The sequence below is a fragment of the Draconibacterium sediminis genome (genome assembly GCF_000949475.1).
Lineage (GTDB): Bacteria > Bacteroidota > Bacteroidia > Bacteroidales > Prolixibacteraceae > Draconibacterium > Draconibacterium sediminis.
Genome location: NZ_JRHC01000002.1, coordinates 504,344 through 521,721, shown reverse-complemented (window position 1 = coordinate 521,721; position 17,378 = coordinate 504,344). Strand labels below are relative to the sequence as shown.

Here is a 17,378-nt window from a genome sequence, read left to right as displayed (position 1 = left end):
ATTACAGGAACGAAAACAGATTGTCGATAAAGCGGCTGAATAATTCAGGCTTTAGTAAAATCGGGAAAATAAAACCAAATACAGCTCCCAGAAAGTGGGCATCGTGTGCCACATTGTCCGATTGTCGTTTACTCATTTGATAGGAGTAAAATAGGTAACCGGCAGCAAAAAGAATTCCGGGAATAGGAAGCACTGCAAATAAATACAAAGGCTCCCAGGGCTGGAAAAATATGGTGGCAAACAGCACCGCCGACACTGCACCCGAAGCGCCAACCGCATTGTAATAATAGTTGTTTTTATGCTTTATCAGGCTCCAGATATTCGAGGCCAAAATACCTCCGAAATACAATAGAAGAAAATAAGCCGTTGCTTTAGTTCCAAAATAGTAGTCAAAATAAACAACTGTATTTCGTCCGAAAAAATAAAGAACCAGCATGTTTACACCCAGGTGCGACCAGTTGGCATGCACAAAGGCATGGCTCACCAAACGGTAGTATTCATTGCGGTGGATAATTTGCGCAGCATTAAACTGCAGTTTTGCCGATAACTCGCGGTTTTGAAAGGCAATATATGAGATTACGGCTGTTACGCCGATGATGAACCATACTATCATTAATGTAAAATTTTATAGATCATTTCCTTTTGCAACTCTCCGGTTTCTACCATTGTTGATACGTTAAAACCCTTACTTTTCATATCGTATTCGCGTAAAATACCCATAATTTCGTAAAGCTTGGTAGGGGAGTAACGTTTGGCTGCCGACACATATTCTTTTACAAAAAAAGGATGAACCCGAAGTTCGGCGGCAACATTTCGTTCCGATTTGTCTTTTAGGAAATGATAGGTAAACAGTTTTGAAAAATAAAAATACAACCCGGCAACGGTTTTCTGTATCGGATTTAGTGTTGGATTAGCACCAAAATAATTGATGATCCGGTTGGCTTTTAGCACATTCTTTTCTCCCAATGCATTCTGAAGTTCAAGTATGTTAAACTCTTTACTTAGCCCGATATTTTTTTCAATATGCTCGGGAGTGATTTTAGTGGTGTCTTTAACCGCAATTACCAGTTTATTCAGCTCGTTGGCAATTTTACTTAAATCCGTTCCCAGATACGAGGTGAGCAATAACGCGGCCTGCGGCGTGATGGTATAGTTGTGCGTTCTCAAAAAGCCATCAATCCAGCCCGGAATTTTGTTCTCGTACAATTTCTTTGAGGTAAAAAGTACACCGTTCTTTTTTATGGCTTTGGCCAGTTTTGTTCTCGAATCAAGGGTTTTGTATTTGTAAGCCAATACCAAAATGGTTGAAGCCAATGGTTTTTCAGCATACGATGTAAGCGTTTCTATTTTGCTGAGGCTTTGCGCTTCTTTCACAATAATAACCTGCTTACTCGCCATCATCGGGAAACGTAACGATGCTTCAACGATAGTAACCGGATCCGAATCTTTTCCATAAAATATGGTTTGGTTAAATCCTTTTTCAGCATCGGTAAGCACATTGTCTTCAATATAATCCGATAGTTCATCAATAAAATATGCTTCTTCACCCTGAAGCAAATAAATGGGGTGGTAGATGCCTTTTTTCAGGTTGTGCAGTATGTCGCTATACTCCATTTTTAGAATCGTAAGTGTTTTACAGAAAGTCCGTGATTTTTAATTTCCAGCAAGGCATCAATACCGGCCTGAATATGCCTTTCTACGTACGAAGAAGAAACATACTGATCGCTTTTGTCAGTTTTTACGCCGGTGGAAATCATGGGCTGATCGGAAACCAGTAATAAAACTCCGGTAGGTATTTGGTTGGCAAAACCAACGGTAAACAGGGTTGCTGTTTCCATGTCGATGGCCATTGCGCGTGTTTTTTTGAGGTATTTTTTAAACCGGTTGTCGAACTCCCAAACCCGACGGTTGGTGGTTAATACCACGCCTGTCCAGTAATCCTGCTCCGAATTTCGTAGAATATGCGAAACCGCACGTTGCAGGTTAAATGCAGGTAATGCCGGAACTTCCGGTGGCAAATAGTCCGTCGATGTCCCGTCGCCACGGATGGCGGCAATGGGAAGGATAAAATCACCCAGCTGATTTTTCTTTTTTAATCCGCCACATTTTCCCAGAAACAAAACAGCTTTTGGATGTATTGCACTTAGTAAATCCATTACTGTTGCTGCGTTAGGGCTTCCCATTCCAAAGTTGATCATGGTAATGCCTTCGGCAGTTGCACTGGGCATATTTTTGTCAGTCCCTTCAACCGGAACCTCAAACTTGCGTGCAAACCGTTCTACGTAATCCTGAAAATTAGTGAGCAAAATATACTGGCCAATTTCATCTAGTTTTTTGCCTGTATATCGCGGTAGCCAGTTGTCAACAATTTCTTTTTTCGTCTTCATAAGCTGAATTATTCTACCTTTGAACAAATAGGAATACCTTTGGTTTTAAGGCGAACACAAATGTACATTTTTAGAGCTCGCCAGCCAAGTTCATTTAATAAGTTATTGAGAAGATTATGTACAAACTGAATTTGCCGGAATATGCTTTCCGAACAAAAACAGAAAACGATAAAAACTGGATATTTGATTCGATTAGGAAAAAATTTGTGGTGCTGACGCCGGAAGAATGGGTGCGCCAGAATTTTATTCAATATTTGATACAGGAACGGAATTATCCGCAGAATTTAATGGCTGTGGAAAAGCAGATAAAAGTAAACCAGCAACAACGGCGTTTCGATTTATTGATTTATCAGCGAAACGGAAATCCTCATCTGATAGCTGAATTTAAAGCTCCAAATGTAAAAATTACACAGAATGCTTTTGATCAGGTGGTGCGCTACAACATGGCTTTACGCGTTGAAAGGGTAGTGGTGTCGAACGGAATTCAGCACTTTGCCTGTGAGATCGACTACGAAAAAAACAGCTATTCTTTTTTGAAAGAAATACCAACTTTCTAAATTATTTTTTGCACCGTCTTTTAAGGCGGTGAATAAGAATTTATTGCCTTAATCTGATTTTTTAGGATTTTTGGAACATGAAGTTTACAAAAATCCTAAAAAATCATTGCCACCAACACTGTTTAGTATCACCGCTCTAAAGAACGGTGCAAAAAATAGTATCTATCGTCATTGAGTCTTGAGAAGCTGTGAAGTTTATCCCAAAAACTTCTGATAAAACAGCTCATCTTTCCAGCCGGAGAAAGTTTTAATCCAGTCTTTTTTTATGCCACTACGCGTAAATCCTGATTTTTCGAACAACTGTATGCTTCCCCAATTATCGGAAGTGATGTTGGCATACAATTGTCTTAATCCCAGGAATTCGAAAGCATAGTTGGACAAGGCATGGAGTGCATCGCCGGCGTAGCCTTTTTTACGGTCATCGCTATTGTGAATAAGAATACCTACTCCGGCTCGCATATGAAAAGGCTCAAAATCGAAGAGATCAATGGCACCTACAGGCTTGTTTTCAGTCGTCTCTATAACCAGACGAAGCTGTTTGGTTTCGTAAATATCTTTAGCCGATTCCAAAAGGTATTGGGCCAGAATATGTTTCGAGAACGGCGTCTTTGTGTTGCTCACTTCCCAAATTTCAGTATTATTCTCCCACTGGTACAGCAGGTCAATATCTTCCGGCTCAAGAGGGCGGAGTATTATTTTTCCAAAGCTTAGCTTCTCTTTCATTTTCAATGTTTTTAATTATTAACGGTCAAGATTTCTCCAGCCTTTCAACAAAATTTCAATGTCCGAAAGTACTTTGTAATCTTTTGCATACAATCGGTTTAACTGCGCCGATTTTTCCTTATCCAGTTGTAACCCGGGAAACCTGTCGGATGGATGAAGGATTCCATCTTTTATCGCTGGAAGTTTATTCTCGTCGGCAACACTAGCTATGTATCCAATCCAGGATTTTTCCCCAATAATTACGCTGAAAATATTTCTTAAAAAGTTTCCTTTATCACTTGCGAACCAGATAAGAATCGGGCTCAGGCACAAAATCAACAGCGCAACAAACAGATCAAAAAACCTTTTTTTACGCTTATTGCCTGATTTTGAAATGGCATTAAGATTCACCACGTAAAGGTCTCCAGCCGTGTGAATGGAATTACTTCCGATGATACTTGCACTTTCGGGAGGCGCAATCTTGTAATCAATATCCAAACGGCTAAGGTCGAGCATTGCTTTAATGATCTCTGCCGAGCTGATGTTTTCGGCACAAAATACAATTTCATCAATACGGTTTATACGAATAATCTCTTCCAACTGGCTTAACTCACCCATATAATTTGTGCCTTTATCGCTACTGTCGAGCGCAATAAAACCTGTCAATCGCGATTGAATCCGGGTTTCTTCCAGAATCTGTTGAACCCTGCGTGCTTCTTCCGAATGACCAACAATCGCAATTTTACGGGTGCCTTGCACGTGAAGCCTGAAATCGCTGAGCTTTAACCAATGGCCTATCAATCGGTAGGCGATAAGGATAATTCCGGCCCAGGCAGTTCCCAGTAGAATTAAAGCGCGCGAAAAACGGTATTGTTCATCTACCAGCGAATAGACCAATAGAAGTGAAATTAGCCCCCAGAGTATTCCACGGCCCACTTTGTAAATACTAACGGGCTTTTTGTAACCTCCCGAAAACCGAATGCCCAATAAATAAAACAAGCAGTACACCGGTACCACAATTTGTAAAAATTCGGGCGGATAATAATCCGGTTGATGAAAGCGGAATTGTTCCCAGCTTGGAGTGATCAGCCAGAATCCGGCAAAAATCAGCAATGCATCAATAAGCGGTATATACAGTTTTTGCAGAACGCGTTTTGACGCAGAAAGCAAAGCCCGAAAATAAATAGCCATATGAATGAGAAAAGCAAAAACACCTGCTTTACTTCCCGAAAAATGTTTACGTGCAAAAATTATCATGGCATTGTAAAATACCTTCACGTAATTTAGCGAGCCCTTTTTTGTGCTTTCTCCTTTGTAGTGGATTATTGTTGTTTCGGGATAGTAATAATTTTTATATCCTCCTTTTTGAATGCGGTACGAAAGGTCGATATCTTCACCATACATAAAAAAAGATTCATCCAGCAATCCAATTTTATCGAGTACCGACTTTCGAAGCAACATAAAAGCACCTGCCAGCACATCAATTTCATGAACTTCATCCTTATCCAAAAATGAGAGATGATATTTGCCGAATTTACGTGATCTTGGGAAAAGCCTTGAAAGGCCGAACATTTTATAAAAGGCCACCCAGGGAGTTGGTAATCCCCGTTTTGATTCAGGCAGAAAAACGCCTTTCCCATCAATCATTTTTACACCAAGACCGCCCGCATCGGGGTGTGTATCCATGAAGGAAAGAGCCTTTTCAAAAGTATCTTCCTCAACAACGGTGTCGGGATTCAGCAAGAGAACATATTTCCCTTTTGCCTGCTGAATGGCCTGGTTATTGGCCTTTGAAAAACCTACATTCTTGTTGTTCTGGATAAATTTGACATCTGGAAATTTTTCATTGATCAATTGTGCAGAGCCGTCAACCGAGTTATTATCAACAACAAAAATTTCGCTTTGTACATTCTGCAAAGCCTTCTCAACCGAGTGGAGGCATTGTTCCAGAAAATGTTTTACGTTATAGTTGACAATAACAATTGAAATATCCATCTTTTTGCACTGGCGTTTTCAAATAGACTGGCCGCTTATAACGTTGCGGCCACGGAAATCTACTTTTATCGTTGATTACTAATCACTCTCAAATGTAAGATTTCCTTTTCATAACAAAAAGAAACCGGCTTTCTGATGCGTAATTTATTTTCCCAGCGAACTTTCGAATGGTACGCGGTTCATTAACGAGCGGCCAAGTGTAATCTCGTCGGTGTATTCCAGTTCGTCGCCAATGGATACGCCCCGCGCCAGTGTAGAGATTTTTACTTCTTTACCTTTTAATTTTCGATAGATGTAAAAGTTGGTGGTATCGCCTTCCATGGTGGTTGAAAGTGCCAGTATGATTTCGATAACTTTGCCTGAATCTACCCGTTCAATCAGCGAATCGATTTCCAGTTCGGCCGGGCCAATTCCATCCATCGGCGAAATAATACCTCCCAACACATGATAAAGTCCGTTAAACTGGTGTGTATTCTCCAATGACATTACATCGCGGATATTCTCAACCACGCAAATTACACTTTCGTTGCGCGATGGATTGGAGCAAATCTGGCATGTGTCGTTATCCGAAATGTTATGGCAAACTTTGCAGTGTTTTATTTCGTTGCGCAATTGTATAAGGCTGTTGCCAAACGAATTAACATCTTCTTTATCTTGCCTCAAAAGGTGCAAAACCAACCGTAATGCACTTTTTCGGCCAATGCCGGGCAATTTCGAAAACTCGTTTACAGCGGCCTCCAACAGTCGCGATGGATATTTGTCGATGTTCATAAGAGCAAAAATAGTGTTGAATTTTAAAATATGATACGAGATTGCAATTTTTCACACAGAGAAGTTTTTTCGTTTGTTTTCATAGCTGAAATTGTTGCTCCGAAACCTAAATTATGTGTATCTTATTGTCATTAATTTAAAACCACAAGCTATGAAAATCTCATTTTTACTTGTTGTATTTATTTTTTTCTCCGTATCTGGTTTTGCGCAGGTACAAGATACCACCACTGTTGATCAACAGAACGAAACAAGTTTACCCAAACCCCAGCTCGACAAAAGCCGAATTTATTATGGGGGTTACGTAACTATGAATTTTAGCAAAAACTACAGTGTTATTGGTGCTCAGCCCCTCGTGGCTTATAAACTCACACCAAAGTTGTCGGTTGGAACACAGGTATCGTACGAATATGTTAGTTATGGTGGTGATGCCGAGGATCAGAATGGATCGAATTACGGAGCCAGTATTTTTAGTCGATATCGAGTTACACCGCGTCTATATACTCACACTGAATTCGAATTGATGAGTTATAAGTTTTATTTTCCTGAGGATCGAAAACTAGTGCCCATGTTTTACGTGGGAGGTGGTTACAGCCAACCAATCTCTCCAAATGTATGGTTAAACGCACAAGTGTTGTTTGATGTGTTAAACCATAAAAACTCACCGTACGAAGATTGGGAACCCTATTTCAGTTTGGGAATTGGAGTAGGATTTTAATGAGAATACAAAAGATAGTGATCAAAATAAAATGCCGGAATTCATCTGATTCCGGCATTCTTTATTTTAAAGCGAGAAGTTTAATCTTCAAGGGTACTGCTTGCCTGAGCATCAATAACAGCAATGGCTGTCATATTAATGATTTCGCGTACAGTGCTGTCGCGTTGTAAAATATGGATGGGTTTTTTCATGCCCATCAGAATAGGACCGATCGCCTCGTAAGGGCCCAATGCCTGTAAAATTTTGTAGGTAATATTTCCTGAGCTCAGGTTGGGGAAAATAAGGGTATTGGCATCCATATCGCCCAGTTTATTAAACGGATAACGCGAATAGCGTAATTTGCCATTTAATGCGTAATTCGCTTGCATTTCTCCATCTACTATCAAGTCGGGATCCTGCTCATGCAGTAACTGTACAGCTTCTTTTACTCTGATTGGGCTACCTTCTCCTTTGTACGCTCCAAAGTTAGAATAGGAAAGCAGAGCAATGCGTGGTTCGATGTTAAATTTACGTACTTCGGCGGCTGTAAGCAGTGTGGTGTCGGCAAGTGTTTGTGCCGACGGATTCATATTCACAGTAGTATCGGCCAGGAACAATGGTCCGTGTTTGGTTAACAGCATATACATTCCTGCAATGTGGTTAAAATCCTTTTTTACTCCAATTACCTGCAGGGTAGGACGAATGGTAGAAGAATATTTTCTGGAGAATCCTGAAATAAATGCATCAGCTTCGCCTGTTTCCACCATCATCGAACCATAATAGTCGCGGTTATACATTTTTTCTACCGCCTCATTGTAGGTCATCCCTTTACGTTTTCGTTTTTCGTAGAGGATTTTTGCAAAGTGATGACGTTTTTCGTCGCTTACCGACTCATAAAGATCAATGATGGGTACATTTTCAAGATCCAGTTGGTTTTCCTTTATCAGCTCATGAATTTTCTCTTTGTTGCCCAACAGAATTGGTTTTGCTATTCCTTCGCGAATCACGAATTGAACTGCTTTGAGAATACGGAAACTATTGGCCTCTGCAAATACAATCCGTTTCGGATCTTGTTTTGCCTTGGTTCTAATGGCCATTATCAGACGGTTGTCTATACCCAGGCGTTCGGTTAATTCGCGCTCGTAAGCTGCCCAGCTTTTAATGGGTTTACGGGCCACTCCGGTTTCCATGGCAGCATGTGCCACCGCTGAAGAAACTGTGGTTATCAAACGCGGATCAAGCGGTTTAGGAATAATGTAGTCTTTGCCAAACACAATGTTTTTCATGTTATAGGCTTTGGCCACCATTTCGGGCACATATTCTTTGGCCAGTTTTGCCAATGCTTTTGCGGCCGCAATTTTCATTTCTTCGTTAATTGTGGTTGCCCGCACATCCAATGCTCCCCTGAAAATAAAAGGGAACCCCAGGACGTTGTTGATCTGGTTGGGGTAATCACTGCGCCCGGTAGCCATAATAATGTCTTTTCTTGCAGCAGTGGCGTCTTCGTAAGAGATTTCCGGATCGGGGTTGGCCATGGCAAAAACGATTGGGTCTTTAGCCATCGATTTGATCATTTTTTTACTAACCACGTCGGCAACCGAAAGTCCGAGAAATACGTCGGCATCTTTCATGGCTTCTTCCAGCGTATTTATTTTTCTGTTGGTAACAAATTGTTGTTTGATCTCATTCAGGTCGGTTCGTTCGCGGTTAATCACACCCTTGCTGTCGACCATAATGATATTTTCGGGTTCAACACCTATGCTGATATACAATTTAGCGCATGATACGGCCGCAGCTCCGGCACCGCTAACAACCACCTGAATATTTTCAATAAGCTTTTTGTTTAGTTCCAGGGCATTAAGTAGTGCAGCCGCAGAAATGATTGCTGTTCCATGTTGATCGTCGTGAAAAACAGGAATATTGAGTTGTTTTCGCAATGTTTCCTCGATTTTGAAACATTCGGGAGCTTTTATGTCTTCCAGGTTAATACCTCCAAACGTTGGAGCTATCGCTTTAACCACTTCAATAAGTTTGTCGGGATCTTTTTCGTCCACTTCAATGTCGAAAACATCCACGTCGGCAAAAATCTTAAATAATAAACCTTTTCCCTCCATAACCGGCTTTCCGGCTTCGGGTCCGATATCACCAAGGCCTAAAACAGCAGTACCGTTCGAAATCACGGCAACGAGGTTCCCTTTTGCGGTGTATTTATAAGCGTTATCCTTGTCTTTCTCAATTTCGAGACAAGGTTGTGCAACTCCCGGTGTGTAAGCCAGCGAAAGATCGTATTGTGTGTTGTGCGGTTTGGTTGGTATAACTTCTATTTTCCCGGGGCGATGTTTCTTGTGGTAGTTGAGGGCATCAATTCTACGAATTTTAGGCATGGCAGTCAATTTTTATGGTTTATTCTAAATTTACATAAAAAGCACTGCCTATAAAATGTTATTAATCAGAAATAAAAGTGTTATGCAACAAATGAAAAAGGGTAGTTAGGGGGGAGTTTGACAAATTAATGAGGAGGAAAATAAGAATGAGGAGAGGAGGACTGAGGAAAGATTGAATGAGGTTGAAGCTGTTGAATTATTGTTTACAACGAAGAGCTTATGAACTCCAGAGTTACCCATCAATTTAGAACAGAGTGCCTTCAAATTGGCACAATAGAACAACCGATACGAAAAACAATAACTCACGTTAGTGATCATCACATCAATCAGAATATCGAATTCTGGTCCTTACGAAGAATAAGCTTTTTTAGTCCTTTTTGTACGTAGTATATAAGATGGAATCATCGAGAAGCCAAGTCCAACAAGGAAAATAATAACAAACTGCAGATTTACATTTAGCTGCCAGTAGTTGAGGCCAAGTGCAATTGCAATTAACACAAGGTTACCTGCCAAAATGATTGATGTTACTTTTAAGTGCGAATGAAGCAAGGACAACAAACGATGATGGATATGGTTTTTATCCGGAGAAAAGGGTGAGCGACGTTGGGCTATCCGTATGGTCATTACTCTTAATGTATCAATAAGCGGAACAATAACGATTGCAAATGAAACAGCCGGTGCCCCAACTATGCGGTAAGGCTCCGGTGCAGTCAGATTTAGTTCGTTAAAGGAAACAACCATTATTGAAATTAGAAATCCGATTATTAATGAACCGGTATCTCCCATGAACAGTTTGTTGGAATTGCCAAACACATTGTAGATAAAGAATGCCGCAAGAGCACCAACCAACGCAAATGTCATAATGGCTATTGGGTAGTTACCGGTTAAATAAAACCAGGTACCAAATACCAATGAAGCCAGGGTTCCAATACCGGATGCCAGCCCATCTACGCCATCAATTAGATTAAATGCATTTATAATAACAATCATTGCAAACAACGACAGCGATATACCTGTAATATGGCCAATTCTGTATTCTCCAAGTACTCCATGTAAATTTGTGAAATGAATATTGGCAAAGGAAATTAGTAGAATGACGGCTACTATTTGAATAATTAATTTCTTCCGGGCCGAGATAATAATCAGATCATCTTTCAATCCAGTGAAAAACATGAGTATTACTCCTGCAAGAATGTATTTAAATTCCGTAAAATCTAAACCGTCGGTTGCAAAGATGGCACTTAGTGTAAAGGCAATAAAAATAGCAACTCCTCCAAGCGGGGGAACAACTTTCGTGTGAATTTTTCTTTCTTCAAAAGGTTCAAATAAATGTTTGGATTTAGCGATACGAATGATTGGCGGTACTGCTATTAAAACAAGCAGAAACCCAAGTATAAGTGCAGATAGGATTAAGATTATTTCCATAACGAAATACTATGATGTTGGTTGTGTTCTCCAGGTCTATTAATTATGAATTGGTACGTGTTCCTAATTAGTTAGATCGTTTTTAACGAGGTTAAAATTAAAGAAATTTAATTAAAATAAGAATATTTGCTCGGAAAAAGATCAAAATTTAATCAAAATGTTTTAACAAACGTCTTAATTCATAATCTTTTAGTGGGCAATTTTTTTAGCGTTTTATTAAAGGCAGAGAACTGAAAGTTTATTTGGAGAAGCGATATGCGAATGAGACCATTGCTCCCAAACGAGTGGTGCTAACTCCTTTATTATATTGGCTTCCACGATCGTAGGCAACGGACGTAGAGATAGTCAACTTTTTGGTTGGTGGTTGCCAGGAAAGCTGCCCAAGCACTGATACTTGTTTTCGGGATGGTTCGATTGTTGTACCTCCCTGGCCATTGTGCCGGCCAAAATTATTGGAATAGGTGAGCAGTGCTTTCCATTGTAAGGTTTCTGAAAATAATCCATCGGAACCCAGATGGAATCCTGCGAAACGTGTACTTTCAAAACCTCTGCTGGTGCCATCCGCTATAACTACCGGACCAAACAGCGGACTTACCATTGCCATTTTATTGTAGGTGGCACCCGATAGGTAAATCCCATGGTTAAAATAATCATCAATTCCCCGACCACGCCCGTTTTCATCGGGGGCTTCACCGATAAGATACGCCCCACTTTGATTTTTGGTATGGAAATATTCGATAACAATATTTTTTAAGGAAGACTGTTTTTTGTTAAAATCGAGGTGAATACCAATCAGGTTATCAGCATAATTAACGAATTCCATTCCAGAGTGATCTTCATAAGGATGACTGATATACAATGTCGCATCAAGTTTATCCCATGCTTTTTTAAATTCCAGCTGATAAACTCCATAACTGTTCCCCATGGCATTTAGTTGTTCTTCTTCAATCACGTTTGAACCGCCGGCACTGGCTGTCAAATATTTGAAGTAAGCATCCCAGCCAGGAAATTCACCGTAGACAGGATGTGTACCCCACCACATTACAAAATGTTCAATCCCGGCTGTTACCTGAATTGATTTAGGTTGGCCAAAGCGAAAGTATAGGGCTCCCCGGTGCAAATGAGTATCTTTTACAAACCGATCATCGTTGAGTATGCCCTCTTCATAAAAGCCATTAATAAAGAACCAATCTGTCAAAACAGGAACAAAGCGGTTAAAACCTGCCCTGATTTTGGGGTAAGGACGCGCATTTCGCGATGCTGCCAGGTTACCGTTGGTGGTTGACAATCCGGCGTAAACCTCTTCTTCAGGAAAAGCACCAATCTGTAATTGAAGAAACTTCCAACTCATTCCACCATAAAGCTGGGTGAATCGAATATCGTTTTCATCAGCCAGAAGCAGATCCAGGTCAAGACCTACCTGATAGCTAAAATCGGAATCTCCGATTTGTTGCTTCTGAAATGCATTAAAACTGAAGTTTTGTATTGTGCTGCTGTTTTTATCGTATTGTCCCAGTTGGTTGGCCCAAAGCCAGAATGGCAGCTGGCCTTTTGTGCCTGACAAAGTATTTGACTCCAGATTTAGCGATTGGGCAAATAAGCCGGATAAAGGACCGAGACATAATAACAGTAATAGAGCGATTATCTTTTGGGAATGTTTTTTCATTAGATCTTAAACGATGGTATTGTGGGATTATTTTAGTCAGGAATAATCATTTTTGACAATGCTCTGAGTTTTGTTCATATCCTTTCCTGACTCTGGTTTTGGGGCGTATTTAAATCGTTGTTATCCAGTTCGAAGGTTCAGTTTATACAAAACTAGATCATGTAAGTTGTATCATTTGGAACAATAAATTCCTTCCAGAGAACAATACAGGTGCCTGCGAACAATCCTATTAGTGTAAGGCTGATAATTGTAAATATAGTTTTGGGCTTACTTTTTTGCTGGGGCACTTTTGCCGGTTCTATTACGGTAAATACGGGTGTTTTATCCTGTACGAGTATTTGTGCTTGTTCTCGCTTCTGTGCTAATCCTTTATAGAGGTTTGAGGCCAGAGTGCTTTCAGTAACCAGCCTGTCGCGGCGCGATTTTGCCGATGCCAGAATTACATTTACATTACTGTCATCGTATTCGGCTAAAGCTTCCTGTTTTTCAAAATACCGGGCTTTGGCTTCCTGATACCGGGCCTCGATAAAAGCGAGGTCTTTTTTCTCTTTACTGGTGTGATAATCAATAATGTATTGTTTCAGACTGGCAATCACTTTTTCGGTTAATAACGCTGAAACGTACGGATCCTGTTGTTCCACACTTACTTTAATAATTTTACTGTCGCCACCTGTAATTCCACCTTCCGATTTAATAATGTTTACTTCTATGGTATTGCCCAGACCTTTAATTAAATCCAGATCGGCCTGAGAAAGATTTAGCGGTTCTCCTTCGTTTTTTTGCGGGATATTTTTTTTCTCGCCCTTCGATTTTAACAAGCTAAGAGCATAACCCGGCCAGCCCGAAATAGATGGTTTGGTATGTTCCTGCAGGTATTCGCTAACCGATAAGGTAAGGTCATCTTTAGGTAAATACACTTTTTCCTGTAAAATATCGATAAGGAAAGTTGTACTCTTTACCACTTCTGGATATAAATCGGGGGTTAAGGCACTCTGGTTACTTCCACTCATATCGAGGCCCATTAAACCACCTACGTCAAATCCTGCAAGATTTCCCAGTTGTCCCATTAAACCATTTGCCGGGCTGTTGGAGTTGGATTCGGCTAATAAACTTACTTCGGTTTTATACACTTTCGGTGTGAAAACAACGATAAATACTCCTGCCAAAAAGGCAATAACTGCTGATTTAATGAGTATTCCGCGGTTTTGTTTTAGCCGGAGAAGCAGATCTTTTATCTCGAGGTAATCTTTTTTATTTATGATAGCTGTATTCTTGCTCATTTCTAATTAGATGAAAATTTACTTTGAACTTGTAACATCAATAATTTCTTTGATTATTATGGGTACTTACCGTTATCACATGGTATTGATTAGAGCAACAAGAATCAGAGATAAAGAAGCGGCTAACGAAATGGCACCTGTTTGAGAAAGTTTTCTTCGTTCGCCCTTACTCGGAACAATTATTTCTGCCCCTGCCTGTAATTCGGGGTATTTCCGACCAAATAACGTTTTGTCGGTTTTTCTTACTGAGCCATTGGCGTAAACCACATAAATATGTCCGGGTTTCGATCTTTTTGTTAAACCACCTGCATTCGCCAGGTACTGCTTCACCTTAAGCGATTCGTCGAAAGGAACTACATTTGGATTGTAAACCGAGCCACTAACCTTTATGGTTTGTAAGGATTTTAATATGCGTATAGAATCGCCTTCCTGCAGAACCAAATCGCTTTTTCCTCCCGGATTGGAAAGAATACTTGCCAGGTCAACAGCAATTATATCAAACTCATTTCGGATGATATTGATATTGTTGGATGATTCTTTTTCCATTGTAATGTTGTCGATGGCTTTGTCCGTCAGTGTTTTGTTCGGTGTTGATTTTCGAATTAAGCTGGCGCCGTTAATGTACGCTTCCGTGGTTATACCGCCCGACCTTTTTATTAAATCGGAGATTCGTTCTTTGCGGGAGGTGAGCGAGTATTTTCCGGGGAAGTTAACTTCGCCATTAATACTTACCAGCATTTGCGGAGTATAAGCAGGTGATTTACGAATAAACACCTGATCGAAAGGTTTTAATACAAACCCGGATGCTTCTTCGCTTAGGGCCAGTGACTTATCGATCGGGAATTTAATAATATCAGCCAGTTTTACTGAAGTAACTGTTGAGGTGTCGTTTGGCACGCGACGGGCAATTTCGATATTTGCTGTTGAAGCTGTTTCCAATAAACCTCCGGCCTGAAGAATAAAGTCTTCAACGGTGGTATTTTCGGAGTAAGGATAAATTCCCGGATGTTTCACTTCGCCTTCAATTTGTATCGTTCGTGTTTCGCGCAAATCGTGAATAGAAGGAATATGTACAGAGTCTTCACGTTGTAGGGTGAAATCGAGATTGGAAGCTAATAAATTCTTCAAATCAACGGCAATATGCTCTCTTGTAAGATCTTCCTGTAAACGGAAAACCGAGATGCGGTCTTTAAATACATCTTCACGTAAACCTTCAGCTTTGTTTATCAGCTCTTTTAATGTGGTTCCTTCGTTAATGGCATAAGGACCCGGACGAAATACCGCTCCCGAAATAAATACCCGGTTTTCAAAACGATTTAAAACGGCATCAATTTGAACTTCATCGCCATTTTCCAGGCGAATAGCATCTAAATAATCCGTGGCAATGTCTAATATGCGTTTTTCTTTGCCTGTTTTTCGCAGAATCTTAACCCTTTCAGTGTATGCATTTCCTGTAAATCCTCCGGCAAAATCAATTAAATCTTCCATCGATTCGTCAGGTTTAATGTCGAAGGCCATAGGGCGTTTCACTTCTCCGTTTATCCTAACACGATTTTCATACGGAGGGATGAAAATTATATCCTGATCCTGCAAACGGATGTTATTGGATTGTTTGGCATTTATCAAATATTCATAAAAGTCGATGTGTGCTACGATTTTATTGTCGCGTATGATCTGTACATCGCGGATTGATCCATTGTCAGCAGGACCACCGGCGATGTACATGGCATTAAACGCCGTTGCCATTGCCGAAATATTGTAAGTTCCGGGTAAAACCACCTCTCCCACAATATTTATCTGAATACTCCTTACAGCTCCCAGTGTAACTTTCATTGAAGTTTTCCCATCCTTTAGTCCTGAGTAGATCTGGCCTAAGATTGTTTCCAGTTTTTTCCCGGCATCTTCTGTGGTCATTCCACTTAAAAATACGGGACCAATATTTGAAATAATTATACTTCCATCGTTTGAAACCACTTCCTGGTAACTGTGTTGCGATGCGCCCCAAACGTCGATGTTTATCAAGTCGCCCGGGCCAATTAAATAATCGCGTGGCGTTAAAACATTAAAGCTGGGTTCGAAGGTAAGGTCGGTATTTTTGAACAGGGAAAAACCAAAATTCTCGTTTGTTTGTGTTTTTGCAGCGTAGGGAAGTCGTTCTTCCAGGCCTTCGGGATATTCTACCTTTGGGCGTGTATTTATTTTTACACCCTTACTATCCTCATCCATTAACTTGTTATCGTACAGTCGTTCAGCGCGTTCTTTAAATTTCTCAATTTCACTTTCCGTCATTCCCCGGGAGCGGGCTAAAGATTCGATCTGGTCAGGTGTCATACCAGACTCAATAGCACGTTGCATGATAACCCTCATTTGGGCATCCGAAATCTGGCTCGATTTTATTTCTGAAACATTTTGCTCCATCGGGTTTAGGTTCTGAGCCAGTAGTTTCCCCGGCATTAGAAACAGTAACATTAGAATGAGGCAGGAATATTTAACGATATTAAATCTCATAGATATAGCTTATGTTTTAGGTATTAAATAATGTACAGTATGTGTAAATATTGAGCAATAAAAGTAATAAAATCTCATTTCAATAAAGTCATCCAGGGCAGTTCTTCATAAGAATTCGAAATTTAGCTGCGCTTTATAAATTTTAATTGCAGCTTTTTGGCAAAAATAAAAAGCGCGTAAAATACTTTTAAAAAGGTAAGCAGAACGATATTTGTATTGGCGTGGTATTTATGAAAAACGATTCTGCTGTTGAATAGATGCCGGATTTGTGCCAGCTGATTCATTTCTTTGCTGATAACAGCGGAGTGCTCGTGATAAAATTTTAGCTGCAGTGCCAGGTAATTCTTAAGCCCGGCTTTTTTTACTTTTAGCCCCAATATACGTTCCTCTTCATACAAAAAAGTACGTTCATCGAAATAGTTTAACCGCGCAAAAGTTTCCAGCTTTCCCATAAAAAAGGAGCCGGTAAGGCAATCCACTGCAAATAATTCTTGTTGTATAGGTATATCATAGTAAACAGCTTCATTGGATTTTACTCTGTTAAAACTGGCTACACTGAGGATATCATAAGAAAAACCCGGAATTTTCCAGGCAGCATTAGGGGCGGGTTGACCATCCATGTGCATAAGTGGTGAAATAAAAGCAATGTCGTTACATTGCTTGTAGTAGTTAACGAGTTGCTGCAATAGCTTCGGATTATCGATTGAAATATCGTTATTGCTTATCACAACAAAGGTGTTTTCCGGTAATTTTTGCAGAAGGTGTTTTAAGCCATAATTATTTCCGTAAGCATAGCCACCATTGTATTCCGATTGTATAATCTCTACCTGTTCTTCGTCTTGGAAATGTTGGACAAGGGTATGATAAGAATTATCTGTAGAACAGTTGTCGACTACCAAAATGGTAAGCCGGATACCTTGCTGCAACTTTAATTGCTGTACATAACCCAAAGTGGCTTTCCACGAATTATAATTCAGAATTAGTACAACTATGTGAGGCGTTTCCATTT

14 protein-coding genes are annotated in these 17,378 nt (G+C 40.2%); 2 read left to right on the top strand and 12 right to left on the bottom strand.

All coding sequences use genetic code 11. The features are described 5' to 3' along the window. Position 1: 1 nt before the first annotated feature. The 3 genes from LH29_RS12070 to LH29_RS12060 are packed head-to-tail and all read right to left on the bottom strand — an operon-like array spanning position 2 to position 2,387. On the bottom strand, positions 2-613 hold the full coding sequence (locus LH29_RS12070; RefSeq protein WP_045030029.1) for a rhomboid family intramembrane serine protease: 612 nt from the start codon (positions 611-613) through the stop codon (positions 2-4). Then, positions 613-1,614: a DNA polymerase III subunit delta gene (holA, locus tag LH29_RS12065; protein WP_045030025.1), complete on the bottom strand. Its 1,002-nt coding sequence runs from the start codon at positions 1,612-1,614 to the stop codon at positions 613-615. The genes LH29_RS12070 and holA overlap by 1 nt, the downstream gene beginning before the upstream one ends. A 2-nt stretch (positions 1,615-1,616) precedes the next feature. Next, entirely contained in the window at positions 1,617-2,387 is a 771-nt protein-coding gene (locus LH29_RS12060) for an AMP nucleosidase (RefSeq protein ID WP_045030024.1), read from the bottom strand. 116 nt (positions 2,388-2,503) lie between these two features. Here LH29_RS12060 and LH29_RS12055 point away from each other — a divergent pair, with 116 nt between their 5' ends. Then, positions 2,504-2,944, top strand: coding sequence for a type I restriction enzyme HsdR N-terminal domain-containing protein (locus LH29_RS12055; RefSeq protein ID WP_045030023.1), 441 nt, complete (start codon positions 2,504-2,506; stop codon positions 2,942-2,944). A gap of 195 nt (positions 2,945-3,139) precedes the next feature. On the opposite strand, the gene LH29_RS12050 is transcribed toward LH29_RS12055, so the two are convergent. From LH29_RS12050 to recR, 3 genes are all read right to left on the bottom strand, one after another. Beyond that, on the bottom strand, positions 3,140-3,667 hold the full coding sequence (locus LH29_RS12050) for a GNAT family N-acetyltransferase (RefSeq protein WP_045030020.1): 528 nt from the start codon (positions 3,665-3,667) through the stop codon (positions 3,140-3,142). Between the two features lie 18 nt (positions 3,668-3,685). Further along, entirely contained in the window at positions 3,686-5,641 is a 1,956-nt protein-coding gene (locus tag LH29_RS24785; protein WP_045030018.1) for a glycosyltransferase, read from the bottom strand. A 144-nt stretch (positions 5,642-5,785) separates the two neighbouring features. Continuing rightward, positions 5,786-6,412 (bottom strand): recombination mediator RecR, encoded by a 627-nt coding sequence (recR, locus tag LH29_RS12040; protein ID WP_045030015.1) that lies wholly within the window; start codon positions 6,410-6,412, stop codon positions 5,786-5,788. A gap of 151 nt (positions 6,413-6,563) precedes the next feature. On the opposite strand from recR, the gene LH29_RS12035 reads away from it, so the two are divergent. Next, positions 6,564-7,127, top strand: a complete 564-nt coding sequence (locus LH29_RS12035; protein WP_045030012.1) for a hypothetical protein — start codon at positions 6,564-6,566, stop codon at positions 7,125-7,127. A gap of 80 nt (positions 7,128-7,207) precedes the next feature. Here the strand turns inward: LH29_RS12035 and LH29_RS12030 are convergent, their stop codons facing one another. From LH29_RS12030 to LH29_RS12005, 6 genes are all read right to left on the bottom strand, one after another. Beyond that, positions 7,208-9,490 carry an NADP-dependent malic enzyme gene (locus LH29_RS12030; protein ID WP_045030273.1) on the bottom strand — a complete coding sequence of 761 codons (2,283 nt, stop codon included), beginning with the start codon at positions 9,488-9,490 and terminating at the stop codon, positions 7,208-7,210. 348 nt (positions 9,491-9,838) lie between these two features. Continuing rightward, the gene (locus tag LH29_RS12025) at positions 9,839-10,915 is read right to left on the bottom strand and encodes an MraY family glycosyltransferase (protein ID WP_052670848.1); all 1,077 of its coding nucleotides are present in this window, start codon (positions 10,913-10,915) and stop codon (positions 9,839-9,841) included. A gap of 238 nt (positions 10,916-11,153) precedes the next feature. Next, a complete protein-coding gene (locus LH29_RS12020; RefSeq protein ID WP_082063645.1) occupies positions 11,154-12,581 on the bottom strand; it encodes a capsule assembly Wzi family protein in 1,428 nt (475 codons plus the stop codon). Between the two features lie 152 nt (positions 12,582-12,733). Then, positions 12,734-13,861: a GNVR domain-containing protein gene (locus tag LH29_RS12015; protein WP_045030006.1), complete on the bottom strand. Its 1,128-nt coding sequence runs from the start codon at positions 13,859-13,861 to the stop codon at positions 12,734-12,736. A 75-nt stretch (positions 13,862-13,936) separates the two neighbouring features. Then, on the bottom strand, positions 13,937-16,369 hold the full coding sequence (locus LH29_RS12010) for an SLBB domain-containing protein (RefSeq protein ID WP_082063638.1): 2,433 nt from the start codon (positions 16,367-16,369) through the stop codon (positions 13,937-13,939). Positions 16,370-16,491: 122 nt separating this feature from the next. Next, on the bottom strand, positions 16,492-17,376 hold the full coding sequence (locus tag LH29_RS12005; protein WP_157493677.1) for a glycosyltransferase: 885 nt from the start codon (positions 17,374-17,376) through the stop codon (positions 16,492-16,494). Positions 17,377-17,378 lie beyond the last annotated feature (2 nt).